This window comes from Desulfovibrio sp. ZJ369 (assembly GCF_011039085.1).
Lineage (GTDB): Bacteria > Desulfobacterota > Desulfovibrionia > Desulfovibrionales > Desulfovibrionaceae > Desulfovibrio.
In genome coordinates this window covers 58,424-76,178 of sequence record NZ_JAAKEI010000012.1, presented here as the reverse complement: position 1 = coordinate 76,178, position 17,755 = coordinate 58,424, and the positions used below count along the sequence as shown (strand labels likewise).

The following is a 17,755-nucleotide window of genomic DNA, read 5'->3' as shown; positions in this document are numbered from 1 at the left end:
CTTGCAGGCGTATAACCAAAGATATCAGCCAACTGCTGTCTAGTGGCCTGTTTTGCCAGGTAAGCCTTCACGACGATAGTACGAATATTTTCAGGAGCGAACTTCATAGAACAAGTTTAGATTTTTTATGTGAAAAATTAAAGTTAAAATGCTCTAGAGCGTTTTTTCTTTGAAAATGCTCTGCTGACGCGAAAGCGGCAGCCGCCGCAACGCGGCGTACATTCAGGCGAAAACCGCGTTTTTCGCCTGAATGCCACCTTTGACTTTCATAAAAAGTCAAAGGTAATCTGCTCTAAAGAAAAAGCTCCGGCTCCTTGCGCGCCCCGCACTTGCTTTCGAGCATGGCCCGGATTTGCGCGATTCTTTCATCGTCAAAATACTTGCTCCCTTCAGGGCAGGATTTAACGCAGGCAAAGCAACAGATGCAGCCCCGGCTCACCAGACGGGGATTGTGGGCGCTGATCACGCCCATGGGACAGCTCGCAACGCAGATCATGCACTCGGTACAGCCCTCGCCGGTTTTGGGACTCACGGGCGCGGCCGGGCCTCGCTCCTTGTAGGGCCGTTGCCCTTTCACCGTGACTGGCGCGGGATTGCCCCCGGCAATCTTCTCGGCAGCGGCGCGGGCAAAGTCAGCCACGCGCTGCATGTCAGCATCGTCAGGGCGGCCGGTTCCCACCTTGGGCGTGAGAGAGTGTTCAGCAATAAAAGCCGCGGCTGCAATGACTTTGAAGCCGCACCGCGTGAGCAGATCCCTTGCTTCCAGCAGCGCGTCGTCGTAATGGCGGTTGCCGTAAACCGCGACCACGACCGCGTATGCTCCCTGGCCTTCAAGATCAGCCAAAAGAGCTTCCAGGACTTGCGGCACTCTTCCGCCGTACACCGGAAAAGCCAGCACCAGCGCGTCGTCAGGCCCACAGGGCTTGCTCGGCACTCTGCCCTCAGGCAGCGTCACATCTTGAACTTCCTTTTTGGCCCCCAGGGCCGCGGCCAGCGTGTCGGCAATGGCCAGGGCGATTTTTCTGCTGCTGTGCGTGGGGCTGAAAAAAAGCGTGCGGATTGTGCGAGTCATGATTTTCTCCTGAAAATGCCTGCCCCTGACCGAAGCTGTGGGGACAGACGCCGGAAAAGGGCAAACGGGCCGGAAAATCCGGCCCGTTGCGATTTTTACCCGGCCATATTCTGCGTCTGTGCCGGGAGTACACACGCGCCTCAAGCTTACCAGTGGTAATTTTTATCCTGCTGGTTGCCGATAATGCCGCCGGCCAGCGCGCCGACGCCTGCGCCGGCCAGCGCGCCCCAACCGGCATATCCGCCGGAAATGGCGGCAATACCGGCCCCGCCCAAAGCGCCCAGGGCCGCGCCGCTGGCAACGCCCTGCTGCGTGCGGCTCATATTGGTGCATCCCATGCCGCCGGCAAACATGACGGCCAACAGGCCTGCAATCAAAACTTTCTTCATGGCTTTTCTCCTGAAAAAATCACGGGCTTTCGCCGGATCTGCAAGACAACGACAATGCCTACTTCGCGGCAGCCAGCCGCGGCATGATCAACTCATACCAAATGACGCTCATGACCGGCCGGTCAAGATTTTGGGGGTTGGCCTTATACCAGTTGTCCACCATCTTGACGATTTCCGCGCGGCTGACGTTCTTAAAGGCCTTCATCCAGCCTCTTTCAAAAGGGGAGACGCAGTATACAGGGCGTTTGCCGGCCTTGGCGGCCTTTTCCGTGATTTGCGTATTGACGAAATATTCGACAGTGATGGCCGACTCTACCCCGAAAAGATACGCGGTCTTGTTGGACTCGCTGGTTTCTACCCAGACTTTGCCGGTAAACTGATCCACGGGATTGCCCTGTGGATGGCCCTTTTCCGCAGCCTGAACGCTGATGCCGGCCAAGGCCAGAACCAGAGCCAGGCCAAGGCTCAAAACTGACTTTTTCACTGGAAGCTCCTTAATGTTGAGGTCATGGCGGCCCTGCCTTTTATCACGCCATTCTGCCAGCCGAAACCAGGAGGCAAAGGCATGCCGGGCCGGCCATTAGAGCATTTTGCTTTTGAAATTATTCAATTTCAAAAGCGGCGCTGCCATCATTTCGCGTCCGGGCTTCAGCCGTTGCGACGAAGGAAGCTACGGATGAAGCTTTGAAAACAAGACATTCGCTGCAAGCCCAGGCTCTCAATGTTTGCGGAGGGGGCTTTGGCGACTTGCCCTGAGCCTCAGTATATCCTCAAAAACGAGGCCATATCAAGACATTTCCCGCCGTGAGCCTCAGATGCGCGCGGCCCTGGCGATCGTTTCCCGAAAGCGGGTAAAGAGATAGTCGCCGTCTCGCGGGCCTGCCGCGGCTTCAGGGTGGTACTGAAGGCTCATGACTGGCAGGCGCTTGTGGCGCAAGCCCTCCAGGGTATGATCATTAAGATTGACATGGGTGGCCTCCACATCGGGCGTTTCCTCCAGCACCACATGAAAGCCGTGATTCTGGGAAGAGATTTCAATGCGTCCGGTGGTCAGATCCTTGACCGGATGATTGCAGCCGTGATGCCCGAACTTGAGCTTTTCCGTGCGAGCGCCCAGGGCGTGGCCGATGAGCTGATGCCCGAGGCAGATGCCCGTGACCGGGAATGCCTGAATCAACTCCCGCACCAGAGCGATCTCCCTGGTCAGTGTGGCCGGATCGCCGGGCCCGTTGGAGAGAAAAACGCCCTGCGCGCCGCTGGCCCTGGCCATCTGCACGCTGAAGTCCGGCGGCACGGCCAGCGGCTCAAAGCCCGCCTCGCACAAGCGCCGCAAAATATTCCACTTGATGCCGAAATCATAGACCAGCAGGCGCAGCCCCGTCCCCCTCCAGGCATACGCGCCGTCAGCGCTGAAACCGGCCTTTTGCGGGGCGTTCTCATACCAGGCGTACGGCTCCCTGGCCGCCACAAAAGGCACCAGGTTCCGGCCCTGCATGGTGGGCAGGGCCAGAGCCTTCTCGCGCAGCGCGCGCGGATCGAGCTCCCGTGTGGAAATAACGCCGCGCATGGCGCCGTTGATGCGCAAATGGCGGGTCAGGGCGCGGGTATCCAGCCCTTCCATGCCCGGCTTCTCGTGGCGCTTCAGAAAAGCGGGCAGGGACATGGTTGCCCGCCAGTTGGAGGGCTTTTTGCAGCACTCCTTGACCAGCAGGGCCGCGGCATGCACCCCGGCGGACTCCATATCCTCGCGGCAAATCCCGTAATTGCCGATGAGCGGATAGGTCATGCAGACCATCTGCCCGTAGTAGGAAGGATCGGTGAGCACTTCCTGATAGCCGGTCATGCCCGTGGTAAAAATCACTTCCCCGCCGGTTTCAAACTCGCCGGTAAAGGATTTGCCTTCCAGCGTGAAACCGTCTTCCAGCACCAGCAATGCTTTCATAAACTACCCCCGCGCTTCCCGCGCGTAGTATTCCTGCAATGTTTCCACATGAATTTCGTCCCGGCGCGAGCCGATGGCTCTGGCCGTGGCCCTGGCGGCGGCGATGGTGGTGCAGTACGGCGTCTTGTAGGTCAGGGCCGCGCGACGGATGGCCTTGGAATCCCTGGCCGTGGGCTTGCCAGAGGCCGTGTTGATGACCAGGGCCACCTCATGATTGATCAGCAGATCCACGATATTGGGCCGCCCCTCATAGACCTTGCGCACTTCCTCCACCTTGAGGCCGTGCTTGCGCAACACGGCGGCCGTGCCGCGCGTAGCCAGAAGCTCGAAGCCCAGTTTGGCGAACATGGACGCCACTTCGGGCAGGAAAGGCTTGTCCCGGTCATTGACCGAAAGAAAGATCTTGCCCGCCTGAGGCAGGACCTGGCCCGCGCCCAACTGGCTTTTGAGAAAGGCCTCGCCGAAATCGGAGCCCATGCCCATGACTTCGCCGGTGGAATGCATTTCCGGCCCCAGGATGACATCCACGCCCGGAAAACGATGAAACGGCATGACCGCTTCCTTCACGCAGACAAAGCCGCCCTTGCGCATGCTCCAGGGATCCAGCTCGTCCAGGCTCTTGCCCAGCATGACCTGGGTGGCCAGATACGGCAGGGGCACGCCCGTGGCCTTGGAGACAAAGGGCGCGGTGCGCGAGGCGCGCGGATTGACTTCCAGAATGTAAATGTCGTCGCCCTTGATCGCGAACTGGATATTCATAAGGCCCACGACTCGCAGCTCGCGGGCCAGAGCTTCGGCCTGCCCCGCGATCAGGGCCACATGATCGTAGGAGAGCGAGAAGGACGGCAGCACGCAGGCCGAGTCGCCGGAATGGATGCCCGCCTCCTCAATGTGCTCCATGATCCCGGCCACATAGACTTCCTCGCCGTCCGAGAGGGCGTCCACGTCCACTTCCACGGCATGTTCCAGAAACTTGTCGATCAAGATGGGATGTTCCGGCTTTTCCGGCACCTGCTCGCGGAAGTAGTCGGTCAGCTCCGAGGCGTCATAGACTACGGCCATGGCCCGGCCGCCCAGCACATAGCTGGGACGCACCACCACGGGGTAGGTGATGCTCTCGGCCACTTCCAGGGCTTCTTTCAGATCCCCGGCCGTGCCGTTGGGCGGCTGCAACAGGCCCAGCTTTTGGATCAGGGCCTGAAAACGCTCGCGGTCCTCGGCGCGGTCAATGGCGTCCGGCGAAGTGCCCAGAATGGGCACGCCCGCGCGCATCAGAGGCACGGCCAGATTGAGCGGGGTCTGGCCGCCGAACTGCACGATGACGCCATCGGGCTTTTCCTTTTCCACAATATTCATGACGTCCTCAAAGGTCAGGGGCTCGAAGTAGAGCCGATCCGAGGTGTCATAGTCCGTGGACACGGTTTCCGGGTTGGAATTGACCATGATCGCCATGATCCCGGCGTCGCGCAGCGCGAAGGAGGCGTGGCAGCAGCAGTAGTCGAACTCGATGCCCTGGCCGATGCGATTGGGCCCGCCGCCCAGGATCAGCACCTTGCGGCAGTCCTGCACCTTGAGTTCGTCGCCGCGTTCATAGGTGGAGTAAAAATAGGGAGTATAGGCCTCAAATTCCGCCGCGCAGGTATCCACCAGATAATAGGTGGGCACGATGTCCATTTCCCGGCGCAGGCGGCGGATGTCGCCCTCCGGGCGCTTCCACATCTCGGCCAGTTGCCGGTCCGAGAAGCCGTATTCCTTGGCCTCGCGCAGCACAACGGCCAGATCCGCGTTGGCCGGGGTCATGTCGTTGGCCTGGCCGAAGTCGCGGATGCGGGTCTCCATATCCACAATGTCCCGCACCTGGCGGATGAACCAGGGATCAATGGCCGAAGCCGCAAAAATCTCTTCTTCACTGATGCCCGTCGCCAGGGCCTGACGCAAGGCAAAGATGCGGCGCGAATTGGGCCGGTGCAGGGCCTCCAGAATAGCCTCGCGCGAGGGCGGCTCCTCCCGGAAGCGGTACCCCAGGCCGGGCGCGCCGATTTCCATGGAGCGCAGGCCCTTTTGCAGGGCTTCCTTGAACGTGCGGCCGATGCTCATGGCCTCGCCCACGCTCTTCATGGAAGTGGTCAGCTCATCCCTGGCGCCAGGGAATTTCTCAAAGGTGAAGCGCGGGATCTTGACCACGCAATAATCAATGGCCGGCTCAAAGCTGGCTACAGTCTCGCGGGTGATGTCGTTGCGCAGCTCGTCCAGGGTATAGCCCACGGCCAGCTTGGCCGCGATTTTGGCAATGGGAAAGCCCGTGGCCTTGGAGGCCAGGGCCGAGGAGCGCGAGACGCGCGGATTCATCTCAATGACCACAATGTCGCCGTTTTTCGGGTTCATGCCGAACTGCACATTGCTGCCGCCGGTTTCCACCCCGATTTCGCGCATGATGGCAATGGAAGCGTCGCGGATCTTCTGGTATTCCATGTCCGAGAGGGTCTGGACCGGGGCCACGGTGATCGAGTCGCCGGTATGCACGCCCATGGGGTCGAAGTTCTCAATGGAGCAGATGATCACGCAATTGTCCTTCTGATCGCGCATGACCTCCATCTCGATTTCCTTCCAGCCCAGCACGCTCTGCTCGATCATCACTTCCGAGGCGGGGCTGGCCGACAGGCCGCGCGCTGCCACTTCCTCCAGATCCGCCAGATTGTAGGCCACGCCGCCGCCCGTGCCGCCCAGGGTGAAAGCCGGGCGCACGATCAGCGGAAAAGGCAGCACGTTGCCCAGGTGGCGCACCTCGTCCAGATTGTGGGCAATGCCGCTGGCAGGCATTTGCAGGCCGATGTTTTCCATGGCCTCGCGGAAAAGCTCCCGGCTCTCGGCCTTTTCAATGACCTCCGCCCTGGCGCCGATCAGTTCCACCCCGTATTCCGCCAAAACGCCGCTCTTGGCCAGACCAAGAGCGGCGTTCAAAGCGGTCTGACCGCCCAGGGTGGGCAGCAGGGCGTCGGGCCGCTCTTTGCGGATAATGGCCGTCAGAGTGTCCTGCTCGATGGGTTCCACATAGGTGGCGTCGGCCATCTGCGGATCGGTCATGATGGTGGCCGGATTGGAGTTGACCAGCACCACCTCGTAGCCTTCTTCCTTGAGGGCCTTGACGGCCTGAGAGCCGGAGTAGTCGAACTCGCAGCCCTGGCCGATGATGATGGGGCCCGCGCCGATAACCAGAATTTTGTGTAAATCCGTACGCTTGGGCATGGGGCATTCCTGCGGATTTTGGAGAGTCGTGAAGAAAATGCACGGCCGCGCCGTGTTGCTCAAAACGATTGTTTCTACGCTGTGGCGGCCTTGCCGGTCAAGCGTTTTCCTGCATACGCCGGGCCGGAGCGAGCCGTAGAGTGTTTTGCTGATGAAACCGGCTAAAGGCTCTAACGCGCCGACCTCAGGGCCAGCCCCACCTGCCGGGCGGCTTCAGCCAGATCCTGCTGGCTGTGATCGCTGCGCAACGTGGCCCGCAGCCGGGCGCTGCCTCTGGCCACCGAGGGATAGCGGATGGCCGAGAGATAATATCCGGCCCCGAACAGGCTTTGCGCCGCGGCCAGGGCCGCTTTTTCCTCTCCGATGCGCAGGGGCACGATGGCGCTGTCCGAATGAGCCGCAAGGCCCTGTTCGCGCAGGCGGGCGCAGAAAAATGCCGTGTTTTCCCGTAAACGGCGCACGCGTTCCGGCTCCCGGAGCAGAATTTCCAGGGCCTTGAGCGCGGCCGCCACGGGCGCGGCGGACAAGGCCGTGGAAAAAATAAAACTGCGCGCGCTGTTTTTCAGGTATTCGATGAGCCGCGCGTTGCCGCAGACGTAGCCCCCCTCGCTGCCCAGGGCCTTGCTCAGGGTTCCCACCGTAATATCCGGCGCGCGCTCAAGGCCGAAATACTCCGCCGCGCCGCGCCCCGTGGCCCCCAGAACGCCGGTGGCGTGCGCCTCGTCGATCATGGAGAGGAAATTGCAGCGATCCGCAATGCGCAACAGTTCAGGCAGGCAAACCACGTCGCCGTCCATGCTGAACACCGCATCGCTGACGATCAGGCCCTGGCGTCCCGCGTGCTGACGGGCCTTTGCTTCCAGATCCTCCATGTCGTTATGCCGATACACAACGATCTGCGCCCTGCTCTGGCGGCAGCCGTCAATGATGCTGGCGTGATTCAGCTCGTCACTGAAGATCACCCACTCCTTGCGGCACAGCGCGGTAATCACGCCCACGTTGGCCATGTAGCCGGTGTTGAACAGCAACGCTGCCTGCGCCTGCTTGAAGGCCGCCAGACGCCGCTCCAGCCTGCCGTGCAGTTCCAGACCGCCTGTCGTCAGACGGGAGCCCCCGCTGCCCGCGCCATAAGCGGCCAGGGCTTCGGCGGCGCAGGCCTTGACCCGCGGGTCGCCGGCCAGGCCCAGGTAGTCGTTGGAAGCCAGCAGAAGCAGATCCTTGCCCCGGCAGCGCACCACCGCTCCGGGCGCGGAGGACATTTCCCGGATATGACGGCGCAGGCCTTGCGCGTCCAGACGGTCCAGACGCTCGTCCAGAAAATCCCATTTGTCCGCGCGGGCCGCTGCGCGGGCCGCAGTGCCCGGCGCCAACGCCGCCGGCTGCGAAAAAAACGAACCTGACGCCGCGTCCGCGTCCGCGTTGAAGCCCGGCGCGTCCGGTATGTTCTCCACCAGCACGGGCTGGCGCTCAATAAAATCCAGGGTGGCGGCCAGATCCCGCCGGGGGCCCCTGTACAGGAAAATACGGCCGCCTTGTGGCGAACCCGGCTCCTTCATCCTTGCGATACGCACATAACCCAGCGCGCGGGAAGCCACATAGCCCGTCACATAGTCCGGATCGTCGGAGATGCAGATCTCTGCCAGGATATGGGGCGCGTGGGCCACCTTGGCGGCCAGCACCATGGCTTCCCGATAGTGGCTCTTCGCCCCGGCGCCGGAGCAGGCGGAAAAAGGCGCGGGATCGGCCGCATCCATACAGGTGGCGCGGATGCCGCGCATGGTGTCGGGCTCCAGCCGTTCCAGGCTGTCCGCGTCCAGCAGCATGGCGCCGCGCAAATTTCCGGCCTCCTGCAACAGAGCAATCACGGCCTCGGGCGCGGGCACGCCCGCCCGGGCAAGCAGGCCCGCGGCCAGCCGCAGACCTTCAGCGGCATCCGCGCAGGCCAGGGCGCGCACAGGCAGGCTCTGCAAACGCAGGCAGGCGGATTCAGGCACGGCCTCCACCTTGAGATGAATGCGGTCGGGACGCCCTTTCGCGTGCCCCTGGGCGCGGGCCACCAGGGCCTGCGCCAGAGCGGGCATGGCCTCGGCTCCGGCAATGCGTTCCGCGCCTGAAATATGCTCTTCCCTGCCGTGCGCGAGCCGGCTGGCGCGCATTTTAATGCTGAACAAGGGCATGTCTCATCCTCGCTGCCATCTTCCTTTGGCCGCCTCCGCTTTTTCCCGCCATGCCGGGCCAGGCGGTCAGGGCTCATTGCCGTGCGCAGAAAAATCCTGCCGAAAATCCGCAAGGCCTTGGCCGCCCTGGAAAAAGCAGGGCAAGCGCGGGCACGCCAGGGCAAGGACTAATCGCATCCTTTCCATCTGACAAGTAAAAATCACGGCCCCTGAGAAAGAAAAGCGTGCCGGAATCTTTCGGCCTCGCGGCGCGCCTGGCGGCCCCCTGACTTGCGCCCCGGCGCTTTTTGGGCAATACTCTTGCCCCGAATCCACAAGGGGGGCTCGTACGAATGCAGAAGATCAAAAAAGTTGTGCTCGCGTATTCCGGCGGTCTGGATACCTCCGTGATCCTCAAATGGCTGATCACGACCTATCAGTGCGAAGTGATTGCCGTCACTGCGGATCTGGGCCAGCCCGAGGATCTTTCCGGGGTGGAGGAAAAGGCTCTGAAAACCGGCGCAACCAAGGCCTGTGTGCTGGACTTGCGCGAGGAAATGGCCCGCGATTTCGTCTTTCCCATGATGCGCGGGGCCGCCCGGTACGAAGGGCGCTATCTGCTGGGAACCTCCATTGCCCGGCCGCTGATCGCCAAGGCTCTGGTGGACGTGGCCCGCAGGGAGGGCGCGGACGCCGTGGCCCACGGCGCAACAGGCAAGGGCAACGATCAGGTGCGCTTCGAGTTTGCGGTCAACGCCCTGGCTCCCGATCTTACGGTCATTGCGCCCTGGCGCGAGTGGGATCTCATGTCCCGCACCGCATTGACCGCCTTTGCCGAAAAGCACGGCATTTTCATTTCCAGCGCGGCCAAACGCTACAGCATGGACGCCAACATGCTGCATACCAGCTTTGAGGGCAGCGAGCTGGAAGATCCCGGCAATGAGCCGCACGAATCCTGCCACCAGCGTTGCGTGCCTGTGGAACAGGCCCCGGACACGCCGGAAATCGTCACTGTGGACTTTGAACGCGGCAATCCCGTGGCCGTCAACGGCCAACGCCTCTCGCCCTACGCCATAGTCAAAACCCTGAGCGAGATGGCCGGGCGCAACGGCATCGGCCGCGACGACATGGTGGAAAACCGCTTTGTGGGCATGAAATGCCGGGGCGTGTATGAAAACCCGGCAGGTACGCTGCTCTACAAGCTGCACCGCGATCTGGAAGGCATCTGCATGGATCGCGAACTGCTCGGCATCCGCGACATGCTGGCCGTGCGCTACTCCCAGTGCGTGTACAATGGTTTCTGGTATTCGCCCGAGCGCGAAGCCATGCAAGCTTTCATGGACAAATCCCAGGAGACTGTCACAGGCTCCGTGCGCGCCAAGCTCTACAAGGGCGGGGTCTGGCCCCTGGCCCGCACGTCGCCCCATTCGCTCTTCTCCGAGGATCTGGCCACGTTCGAGGGCGGCGATTACGACCACAAGGACGCGGCGGGCTTTATCCGCCTGAACAGCCTGCGCCTGCGCCTTTACTCGGCGATCAAAACACAGGCTGCGGGAAAATAAGGAAACTTTGCAATGCGCCGCATTGCAAAGCCACTCTACTCCAGAAAGGCGAGTCATGAGCAAAAATCAAAGCTGGGGCGGCCGTTTCGCCGAAGGCCCCAGACAGGCTGTGGCCCGGTACACGGATTCCCAATCCTATGACCGCGCGCTTTACGCCCAGGATATACGCGGATCACAGGCCCATGCCCGGATGCTGGGCCGTCAGGGCGTGATCACGCCCGCGGAGGCGGAAATCCTGGTGGACGGTCTGGACAAGGTGCGCTCCGAAATCGAGTCCGGCGTTTTTCTCTGGAAGCCTGAGCTGGAAGACGTGCACATGAACATTGAGGCCCGACTCACCGAACTGACCGGCGAGGTGGGCAAAAAACTGCATACCGGCCGCAGCCGCAACGATCAGGTGGGCTTGAGCTTCCGCCTGTTTGTGGCGGACAGGCTGAAGATCTGGCAAAAACACGCAGCCGCGCTCTGTGCCGTGCTGGTCGGGCGCGCCGCGGAGCATCAGGCGGATATTTTGCCGGGCTGCACGCATTTGCAGCCCGCCCAGCCCGTGAGCCTTGCCCAGCATCTGCTGGCTTACGCCTGGATGTTCCGCCGCGACGTGCAGCGACTTGACGATGCGCTCAGGCGTACCCGCATTTCGCCTCTGGGCGCGGCTGCCCTGGCCGGGACCACATACCCCCTGGACCCAGAGAGCGTGGCCCGCGAGGTGGGCTTCACGGAGATTTACGGCAACTCCATGGACGCCGTATCAGACCGGGATTTTGTGCTGGAAGCCCTGTTCGGCGCCTCAGCCGTTATGATGCATCTTTCACGGCTCTGCGAGGAGATTATTCTCTGGGCCAATCCGGCCTTTGGTTTTGTGAGGCTGCCTGACGGCTACGCCACGGGCTCGTCGATCATGCCGCAGAAAAAAAATCCGGACGTGGCCGAACTGATGCGCGGCAAAACCGGCCGGGTCTATGGCGATCTGACTGCCATGCTCACGGTCATGAAAGGCCTGCCTCTGGCGTACAATCGCGACATGCAGGAAGACAAGGAAGCCTTTCTGGACGCCGACCGCACAGTGGATTTCTCATTGCAGCTCATGGCGGGCATGCTGGAGGAACTCTGCTTCCGCACGGATCGCATGCGCGCCGCCTGCAAGGCGGGTTTTCTCAATGCCACGGAACTGGCCGACTACCTGGTGGGCAAAGGGCTGCCCTTCCGCGAGGCCCATCATCTGACCGGGCAGGCCGTGGCCGCCGCCGAGCGCGAGGGCAAGGGTCTGGAGGATTTATCCCTGCCGGAATTGCAGGCGCTTACGCCGCTTGTTGAGGACGACGTTTTCGCCGTGCTGGACTACGCGGCAGCCGTGCGGCGGCGCGAGACTCCCGGCGGCACGGGGCCGCGTTCCGTGGCGCGCCAGGTGGAGCAGCTCAGGCAATGGCTGGCGGAATATGCAAACCGCTCCGAACCGCGCGCCACTGCAGTGACAAAAACAGCCCCGCAGAACAACAAACGGCCATGAGCAGCCGGAATTTGCCTGAACTTGTGCTGGATGCGCCGCACACGGTCCACTGGCCTGACTGGGCCGAAGATGCGCGCCTGGACGACGATCTGGCGGCTCAGGCCTATGAGGCCACGCCGCCGGCATGCAGGGCCGCGCTGAAATCCGGCCTTGCCCTAGCGCACATGCATTTCGGCCAGAGCCCCGGCAGCCTGCGGCAGGAACGCAGGGACAATCATCTTGGGTTTTGGCGGCATACGGCCGTTTTTCCCGCGCCTTGGGCGGTCATCGCCTTTACGCCCGCGTATGCGGCGGCAGCCCGTCTGGCCGCGGCCTGCGTGCCGGCGCTTCTGGCCGGCGTGCCCCTTGTGGCCGCGGTTTGCGTGGGCGGCTGCCCCTCGCGGGAGGCCCTCGTCAGTCTGGAGCTCACCGGCGTGGAAGACATTTTCACACTGGAGGCGGCCGCGCTCCGCGCTTTGCTGGAGGAAGAAAGCCAACACGGGCCCGGCCGTCTGGTCCTGCTTCACAACGGCGACCTGGACGACACGAGCCGCCTTGCCCGGACAATGGGCCTGCCCTGTTATGAGGAACGCTGCCCGCCCACTCTGCTTCTGCCGAATCCCGAAGCTTTCGATCCGGACGTGCTGGCCTTTGCCCAGGGCGAGGCCCTGCAACAAGCCCCGCAAGCACGGCATCCGGCCAGGCCCGCGGCATGGTATTGCAACGAAAAGGCCGCGCGGGCGCATTGCAACGATTCCCCCCACGACCCCTTCAGTTTTGCGGGCCCGCTGGCTCTGGCTCCGGGCTGCGAAGGCTTTTGGCTGCATGACGGCCTGACGCCGGATTTTTTTACCGTCACACGCCTTGCTTTCGGACCGTTAGAGCGGTTTAGCTAATTTTATCAGCAAAACGCTTTATGCGTCAGCCCTGCTCCCTGCCCGCTCAGGTCTTGCGGCTGCCCTGAAAAAGCCGTACCACTCCAGTAAACGCCCTTCAGCCGGAGCCACTATGACCCAGATCCGCGACATCCGGAATATCGGCATCATTGCCCATATCGACGCGGGCAAGACCACGCTGTCCGAGCGCATGCTTTTCTACAGCCGCAGGATTCACCGCATGGGCGAAGTGCATGACGGCGCGGCCACCATGGATTATCTGCCCGAGGAACAGGAGCGCGGCATCACAATTACTTCTGCCTGCACCACCTGCCGCTGGCAGGGCAGGATGATCAATCTGATCGATACGCCCGGGCATGTGGATTTCACCATTGAGGTGGAGCGCTCCCTGCGCGTGCTGGACGGAGCCGTGGGCGTCTTTTGCGCCGTGGGCGGGGTGGAGCCGCAATCCGAGACCGTCTGGCGGCAGTCGGAACATTTCGGCGTGCCCAAAATCGTCTTTGTGAACAAGATGGATCGCACGGGCGCGGATTATGAGGCCGTGCTCGCGGCGCTGCGCCAACGCCTCCAGGCCAATGCCGTGGCCGTGACCGCGCCGTTGGGGCAAGGCGAGGCTTTTGCCGGAGTGCTGGATCTGATCCATGAGCAGACCCTGACCTTTGACGCCGCGGATCAGGGGCAGACCGTGCGCCGCGCGCCCTTCAGCCCAAAGGAGGCGGCCCTGGCCGCACCCTGGCGCGAGACCATGCTGGAAAAGCTGGCCGAAGCCGATGACGCTTTTCTGGAATGTTATCTCAACGGCGTTTATCAGCCGGAGGACATCCGCGCCGCCTTGCGGCGCGCCACGCTCTCCCGCGCGCTGACGCCCGCGCTGTGCGGCTCAGCCCTGCGCAATATGGGCATCCAGCCCGTGCTGGACGCGGTGTGCGACTGGCTGCCCTCGCCGCTGGATGTGCCCCCCCCCATTGGCATTGACGCGCAGGGCAAGGAATCGCCGGTGCCGCCGGAGCCGGAAGCGCCCGCGGTGGCGCTGGTTTTCAAGGTGCTGATGGAAAACGGCCGCAAACTGGCCTTTCTGCGCCTGTACGCCGGAAGCATCCGGGAAGGGGATGTGCTGCGCAATACCCTGCGCAAAACCGACGACCGCGTGGGTCGCATTTTCCAACTGCATGCGGATCGCCGCGAGCAGCTCGAAACGGCCTGCGCCGGCGAAATTGTCGCCGTGGTGGGCCTGCGCTCGGCTCATACCGGCGAAACGTATACAGCGCGAGGGCGCGAACTTTCTCTGGAAGCCATCGACGCTTATGCCCCGGTGCTCACCCTGGCCCTGGAACCGCGCAACGCCGACGAAGGCAAAATTCTGGATGAGGCCCTTGGCCGCTATATGGAAGAAGACCCCACCGTTCATGTGCGCCTGGATGAAGAATCGGGCACGCGCATGCTGTCGGGCATGGGGGAATTGCATCTGGATGTGCTTTTGGAACGCATGAAGCGCGAATACGGCATAAGCCCGCGCACCGGCCATCCGCAGGTGGTGCTGCGCGAGACCGTGCGCAAGGAAGCCTGCGCCGAGGCTGTTTTTGACAAGGAATTGGGCAAGGAACGGCATCAGGGCGCGGTCTCCCTGCGCGTGGCCCCCCGCCCGCGCCATGCGGGCAATCTGGTGGAAGTGGGTGATTTTTTGCCCGTAAATCCCGCGGAAGCGCAAAAAATACTGCCCAGGGCGCTGTTACAGGCCGCGCTGGACGGGGTGCGCGACAGCCTGCAAAGCGGGGAGCTCAGCGGCTACCCTGTGGAGGATGTGGCAGTGACGCTGACCAATGTGCAACGGCACGAAGGCCTGACCACCGCGCCGGGCTGCCACATGGCCGCCGGGCAGGCCCTGCGCGAAGCCCTGGCCAAAGCTGCGCCCGTGGCCCTGGAGCCGATCATGCGGGTGGAAATCAACGTGCCCGGCGAATTCCTGGGCCCGGCCATCGGCCTCTTCAACGGCTGCGGCGGCAAGGTCGAGGATCTGGAAGATCACAGCGGGCAAAAACTGCTGCGCGGCACGGCGCCCCTGCGGCGGCTGTTCGGCTTTTCCACGTCTCTGCGCTCGGCCACCCAGGGCCGGGCCGGATTGGTCTTGGCCTTTGACCGCTTTGATCTGCCCTGAGGGAATAGGCATGTCTTTTCCCGCCAGGGCGCAAGGCGCGCCGCCTGCCAAAAAAAGCCTGGGCCAGCACTTTCTGCGCCGGGAAGAAATCTGCGCGCGCATCGCGGCCCTGCTCCTGCCCGGCCCTGACGACCGCATTCTGGAAATCGGCCCTGGCCCCGGCGCGTTGACCCGGGCCCTGGAAGCCTTGCCGCACAGCCGTTTGCTCCTGCTGGAAAAAGATCGGCATTGGGCAAGGGAACGCGGGCGACTGGCCGGGCCGCGCACCCAGGCCGTGCTGATGGACGCGCTCTGCTTTGACTGGCGACGGATGCAGCCCGATCAGCCCTGGAAAATCGTCGGCAACCTGCCGTACAATGTCGCTTCCCCCTTGATCTGGGATATTGTCTCCCGGGCCGCGGGGCTGAGCAGAGCCGTGTTCATGGTTCAAAAAGAAGTGGGGCAACGCCTGGCCGCCGCGCCGGGCAACGGCCAGTACGGCGCGCTTTCCGTCTGGGTGCAGAGTCATGCGCGCCCGCATCTGGAGTTTGTGGTGGGTCCGGGCGCTTTCCAGCCGCCGCCCAGGGTGGATTCAGCCGTGCTTTCCTTTGATCCGCTTCCCTTGGCGCAACGGCCCGCGCATCCCGAAGCTTTGGCCCGCCTGCTGCGGATCTGTTTTCAACAGCGCCGCAAGCAATTGGGCGGCATTTTCCGCCGGGCCGGTCTGCCGGTTCTGGAAACAGGGTTGAAAGACATGGGCCTTGATCCCAGCCTCAGGCCGGAATCTCTCTGCATACGCGATTTCCAGCGGCTGGCCTCTTTCTTGGCCCAAACCTTGACAAGCTTTCCTAAAAGAGGTTGACTTACTGTCCGTTACTATATCGGTGTTGCGCGTAGTGGTTTTGGACCACAGGCTTGGGGGAGCCAAAGCGCAATACCTTTGGCAAATCTTCAGGAGGATACGCTGATGACTAAGGCTGATCTGGTTGAAAAAATCGCCGACAAGGCTAATCTGACCAAAGCTGCCGCTGAACGCGCGCTTAATGCTTTTCTGGCTTCCGTGGAAGAGACGCTGACCAAAGAATCCAAACTGACGCTCACCGGCTTCGGCACTTTTGCCGTGGAAAGCCGCAAAGCCCGCCAGGGGCGCAACCCGCGCACCGGCGCGGCCCTGACCATCCCCGCCTGCAAAATGGTCAAATTTCGTCCGGGCAAAATGCTCAAGGACGCGCTTAACTGATTCTCCGGCTTTCCGTCCAATATACGCAATCTCCACAACGGCAAGTCCCGCTTCCGGGCTTGCCGTTGCGCGAGTGTTCAGCCCTGCGCCGCCCCGCAAAGCTTTGCGCTTTGCAGGGCAACGCGGATCCCGCCAGGTCCGTCCGGGCTTCTTCCCGGCGGGCGCGCTTGGGGCATGCGGCCTGTTTGCGCGGCAGCCGCAATGCCGCGCAGGGGCTTGCCGCAAATTGGCTTGCTTTTTTTCCGGCCCTGGGCTAGGGTCAGCCCTCATTACGCCACCTGCTGCAAAGCCGCCTTTTTACGTCCGGCGGCGTGAGCAAGCCAAAGCGGCCGAAGTCAGCCAGGGAGGCTGCTCCCGCAGGCGACGCAGGAGCCGTACAGGCATGTGGCCACCGATAACAGCGTTTTGTGGCCGAATGACGACTGTGACTTTTCCAAAAAGTCAACGCTGCTTTGGAAGGGGGTGATATTTTTGCCCGGAGTTTTTCTCAACGAAGACGACTATAACTTTGACATTGCGCTGCGCCGCTTTAAAAAGCAGGTGGAAAAGGCCGGCATTCTTTCTGAAATGAAAAAACGCCAGCATTATGAAAAACCCAGCGTTATGCGCAAGAAGAAGAAGGCCGCCGCGCGCAAGCGCCTGCTGAAAAAAATCAGAAAAATGAATCAGGCCTAAGACTGTTGGCCCAGTGAGGAGTTTTGCCTTTCCCGCAAAAAAATAAACTGTGCGGAAAGAATGCGCTCCCTGTTGGCGCGCGTTCGGAAGAAAAAGCGCGGTGGGACGAAGCGGGAAGGCAAAAAAAATCACTAAAGAACCAATCCCCGGCGGAGCAGCGCGCGAAACCGGGCGCAACCTTGCAAGAGGTTGCGCGCCGCCCACGGCGGCAGGCTGAGCAAGGCAGAAAAACGCTTTTTTGCGTGGCTCACGCCAAAGCGGCAGGCGCGGTACGGCTTTGCCCGTGAAAATTGCGCGCCTGACGCCCCGCGCATTCGTCTCCCAGGAGTGATCATGCGGGAAACCCGGACGGGTTTCCCGCATTTTCCGCTTTTCTTCATACTTTCACCCCCCATTGCCATGAGCCTATCCGAACAAATTGAAAAAGAATATATCCAGGCGTACAAGGCTAAAGACAGCGTGCGTCTTGCGGTGCTGCGGCTGCTGAAAACCGCGGCCAAAAATCGCCTTGTGGAGTTCAAACGCCCGGGCGGCGAGCTTTCCGACGCGGAAATGCTGGACGTGATCATCAGGGAAAGCAAGCAGCGGCAGGATTCCATCGAGCAGTATACGGCCGCCAGGCGGGCAGATCTGGCCGATAAGGAAGCCGCGGAGCTGAAAATTTTGCAGGAATACCTGCCCAGGCCCCTCAGCCGCGAGGAATTGGCGGAAATCATCGAGACAACCATCGCCGATCTCCAGGCCGCCGCTCCCAGGGACATGGGCCGGGTGATCTCCGCGATCATGGCTGCTTACAAGGGCCGGGTGGATGGCAAAATCCTCTCCGAAGCGGTGAAAAAGCGGCTCGCTTGAAATTCTCCGCTCTCTGCCGCCGCGGCTCGAACACGGCCGCGCGGGAGCAGATTCCCCGCGCCTGCAACCCGCGAGTTGCACGCATTTGCGGGAAGGATCGCGCCG

General features: G+C 62.1%; 14 protein-coding genes. 8 read left to right on the top strand and 6 right to left on the bottom strand.

What is annotated here, in order from left to right:
* Positions 1-292: 292 nt before the first annotated feature.
* The 6 genes from G7Y51_RS06125 to bioF all read right to left on the bottom strand — a co-directional run bounded on the left by G7Y51_RS06125 (position 293) and on the right by bioF (position 8,826).
* Positions 293-1,072 (bottom strand): 4Fe-4S ferredoxin, encoded by a 780-nt coding sequence (locus G7Y51_RS06125; protein ID WP_165175605.1) that lies wholly within the window; start codon positions 1,070-1,072, stop codon positions 293-295.
* 146 nt (positions 1,073-1,218) lie between these two features.
* Complete coding sequence (locus G7Y51_RS06120; RefSeq protein ID WP_165065135.1) at positions 1,219-1,461, bottom strand: glycine zipper domain-containing protein; 243 nt, start codon at positions 1,459-1,461, stop codon at positions 1,219-1,221.
* A gap of 58 nt (positions 1,462-1,519) precedes the next feature.
* Positions 1,520-1,945 (bottom strand): hypothetical protein, encoded by a 426-nt coding sequence (locus tag G7Y51_RS06115; protein WP_165175603.1) that lies wholly within the window; start codon positions 1,943-1,945, stop codon positions 1,520-1,522.
* Between the two features lie 327 nt (positions 1,946-2,272).
* Positions 2,273-3,403 carry a glutamine-hydrolyzing carbamoyl-phosphate synthase small subunit gene (carA, locus tag G7Y51_RS06110; protein WP_165175601.1) on the bottom strand — a complete coding sequence of 377 codons (1,131 nt, stop codon included), beginning with the start codon at positions 3,401-3,403 and terminating at the stop codon, positions 2,273-2,275.
* A gap of 3 nt (positions 3,404-3,406) precedes the next feature.
* Positions 3,407-6,649, bottom strand: a complete 3,243-nt coding sequence (gene carB, locus G7Y51_RS06105) for a carbamoyl-phosphate synthase large subunit (protein WP_165175599.1) — start codon at positions 6,647-6,649, stop codon at positions 3,407-3,409.
* 170 nt (positions 6,650-6,819) lie between these two features.
* Positions 6,820-8,826 carry an 8-amino-7-oxononanoate synthase gene (bioF, locus tag G7Y51_RS06100; RefSeq protein ID WP_165175589.1) on the bottom strand — a complete coding sequence of 669 codons (2,007 nt, stop codon included), beginning with the start codon at positions 8,824-8,826 and terminating at the stop codon, positions 6,820-6,822.
* 332 nt (positions 8,827-9,158) lie between these two features.
* Here bioF and G7Y51_RS06095 point away from each other — a divergent pair, with 332 nt between their 5' ends.
* From G7Y51_RS06095 to G7Y51_RS06060, 8 genes are all read left to right on the top strand, one after another.
* Positions 9,159-10,367, top strand: a complete 1,209-nt coding sequence (locus G7Y51_RS06095; protein WP_165065150.1) for an argininosuccinate synthase — start codon at positions 9,159-9,161, stop codon at positions 10,365-10,367.
* Between the two features lie 55 nt (positions 10,368-10,422).
* The gene (argH, locus tag G7Y51_RS06090; protein WP_165175588.1) at positions 10,423-11,874 is read left to right on the top strand and encodes an argininosuccinate lyase; all 1,452 of its coding nucleotides are present in this window, start codon (positions 10,423-10,425) and stop codon (positions 11,872-11,874) included.
* A complete protein-coding gene (locus tag G7Y51_RS06085) occupies positions 11,871-12,749 on the top strand; it encodes a hypothetical protein (RefSeq protein WP_165175587.1) in 879 nt (292 codons plus the stop codon). Before argH ends, G7Y51_RS06085 begins: the two co-directional genes overlap by 4 nt.
* A gap of 112 nt (positions 12,750-12,861) precedes the next feature.
* Positions 12,862-14,904: an elongation factor G gene (gene fusA / locus G7Y51_RS06080; protein ID WP_165175586.1), complete on the top strand. Its 2,043-nt coding sequence runs from the start codon at positions 12,862-12,864 to the stop codon at positions 14,902-14,904.
* Between the two features lie 10 nt (positions 14,905-14,914).
* Positions 14,915-15,745 carry a 16S rRNA (adenine(1518)-N(6)/adenine(1519)-N(6))-dimethyltransferase RsmA gene (gene rsmA, locus G7Y51_RS06075; RefSeq protein ID WP_165175585.1) on the top strand — a complete coding sequence of 277 codons (831 nt, stop codon included), beginning with the start codon at positions 14,915-14,917 and terminating at the stop codon, positions 15,743-15,745.
* 78 nt (positions 15,746-15,823) lie between these two features.
* Positions 15,824-16,123: an HU family DNA-binding protein gene (locus G7Y51_RS06070; RefSeq protein WP_277424272.1), complete on the top strand. Its 300-nt coding sequence runs from the start codon at positions 15,824-15,826 to the stop codon at positions 16,121-16,123.
* Between the two features lie 471 nt (positions 16,124-16,594).
* Positions 16,595-16,798: a 30S ribosomal protein S21 gene (gene rpsU / locus G7Y51_RS06065; protein WP_165175584.1), complete on the top strand. Its 204-nt coding sequence runs from the start codon at positions 16,595-16,597 to the stop codon at positions 16,796-16,798.
* 399 nt (positions 16,799-17,197) lie between these two features.
* The gene (locus tag G7Y51_RS06060) at positions 17,198-17,650 is read left to right on the top strand and encodes a GatB/YqeY domain-containing protein (RefSeq protein ID WP_165175609.1); all 453 of its coding nucleotides are present in this window, start codon (positions 17,198-17,200) and stop codon (positions 17,648-17,650) included.
* The last annotated feature ends 105 nt before the right edge of the window (positions 17,651-17,755 follow it).

What these genes read in the sequence shown, in the direction of transcription:
- rsmA (WP_165175585.1), top strand. Translation starts at nt 14,915, where the DNA reads ATGTCTTTTCCCGCCAGGGCGCAAGGCGCGCCGCCTGCCAAAAAAAGC.
- G7Y51_RS06095 (WP_165065150.1), top strand. Translation starts at nt 9,159, where the DNA reads ATGCAGAAGATCAAAAAAGTTGTGCTCGCGTATTCCGGCGGTCTGGAT.
- G7Y51_RS06085 (WP_165175587.1), top strand. Translation starts at nt 11,871, where the DNA reads ATGAGCAGCCGGAATTTGCCTGAACTTGTGCTGGATGCGCCGCACACG.
- G7Y51_RS06060 (WP_165175609.1), top strand. Translation starts at nt 17,198, where the DNA reads ATGAGCCTATCCGAACAAATTGAAAAAGAATATATCCAGGCGTACAAG.
- G7Y51_RS06120 (WP_165065135.1), bottom strand. Translation starts at nt 1,461, where the DNA reads ATGAAGAAAGTTTTGATTGCAGGCCTGTTGGCCGTCATGTTTGCCGGC.
- argH (WP_165175588.1), top strand. Translation starts at nt 10,423, where the DNA reads ATGAGCAAAAATCAAAGCTGGGGCGGCCGTTTCGCCGAAGGCCCCAGA.
- carA (WP_165175601.1), bottom strand. Translation starts at nt 3,403, where the DNA reads ATGAAAGCATTGCTGGTGCTGGAAGACGGTTTCACGCTGGAAGGCAAA.
- bioF (WP_165175589.1), bottom strand. Translation starts at nt 8,826, where the DNA reads ATGCCCTTGTTCAGCATTAAAATGCGCGCCAGCCGGCTCGCGCACGGC.
- fusA (WP_165175586.1), top strand. Translation starts at nt 12,862, where the DNA reads ATGACCCAGATCCGCGACATCCGGAATATCGGCATCATTGCCCATATC.
- carB (WP_165175599.1), bottom strand. Translation starts at nt 6,649, where the DNA reads ATGCCCAAGCGTACGGATTTACACAAAATTCTGGTTATCGGCGCGGGC.
- G7Y51_RS06125 (WP_165175605.1), bottom strand. Translation starts at nt 1,072, where the DNA reads ATGACTCGCACAATCCGCACGCTTTTTTTCAGCCCCACGCACAGCAGC.